The 671-nt window shown below is 35.6% G+C and carries 1 protein-coding gene; it reads right to left on the bottom strand.

What is annotated here, in order from left to right:
- Positions 1-406: terminase large subunit domain-containing protein (locus AC1DRQ_RS32005; protein WP_477430266.1), on the bottom strand; the 406-nt coding region annotated here is incomplete at its 3' end.
- Positions 407-671 lie beyond the last annotated feature (265 nt).

Genomic DNA, 671 nt, shown 5'->3' with positions numbered 1-671 from the left:
GATAAAAGAAATTACCAGTTCCTTTTGGAGTACTAATTAGAAACACCCTACCGCCTGTAGTTGCAACCAATGGCCTTACAATATCATAGAATACATAATTCTGCTGTGTGATATTGCAAAATTCATCGATAACTACAAGTTCTGCCTCATACCCACGCATACGTTCAACTGCATCAGGTTCACCAGAGAAGAATTTTATAACACCTCCTGATACCAATTCAATAGTCAAATCTGTTTTGTTCTGGTTTGAAATAATTGCTCCAGGTATTAGACTCAATATGTTTTTATACCAATCCCTGCATTGCTTAAATGTTGGACATACGAAGAATACCCTTTTGCCTTTGGTAGCAGTTAAGATTGATAGGGTGTACATACAATCCGTCTTACCAAAGCGTCTTCCTGCCATTACAGTAATGAATCTGGCAGTACTCTTTAGGATTGCTAACTGGTTCTTATGGGGTTTTTTGAACTTAAACTTTAAGGTGTTACTCACTAATCATCTTCACTACTCACTCTTAGATATTAGCTATGATATTCTGCATATCATCATCAACATCTTTATCCCCAAATGAGAAATCTATTTTTATAGTTCCACTCTGGTTAACATTTACATCACCTTCTATTTTAAGTGATGCCATTGGAGCTAAGAAGTACTTTAAATACTTCTCTAT

This window comes from Mucilaginibacter sp. P4_E8 (assembly GCF_056401495.1).
This window is presented reverse-complemented; position numbering and strand designations above follow the sequence as displayed.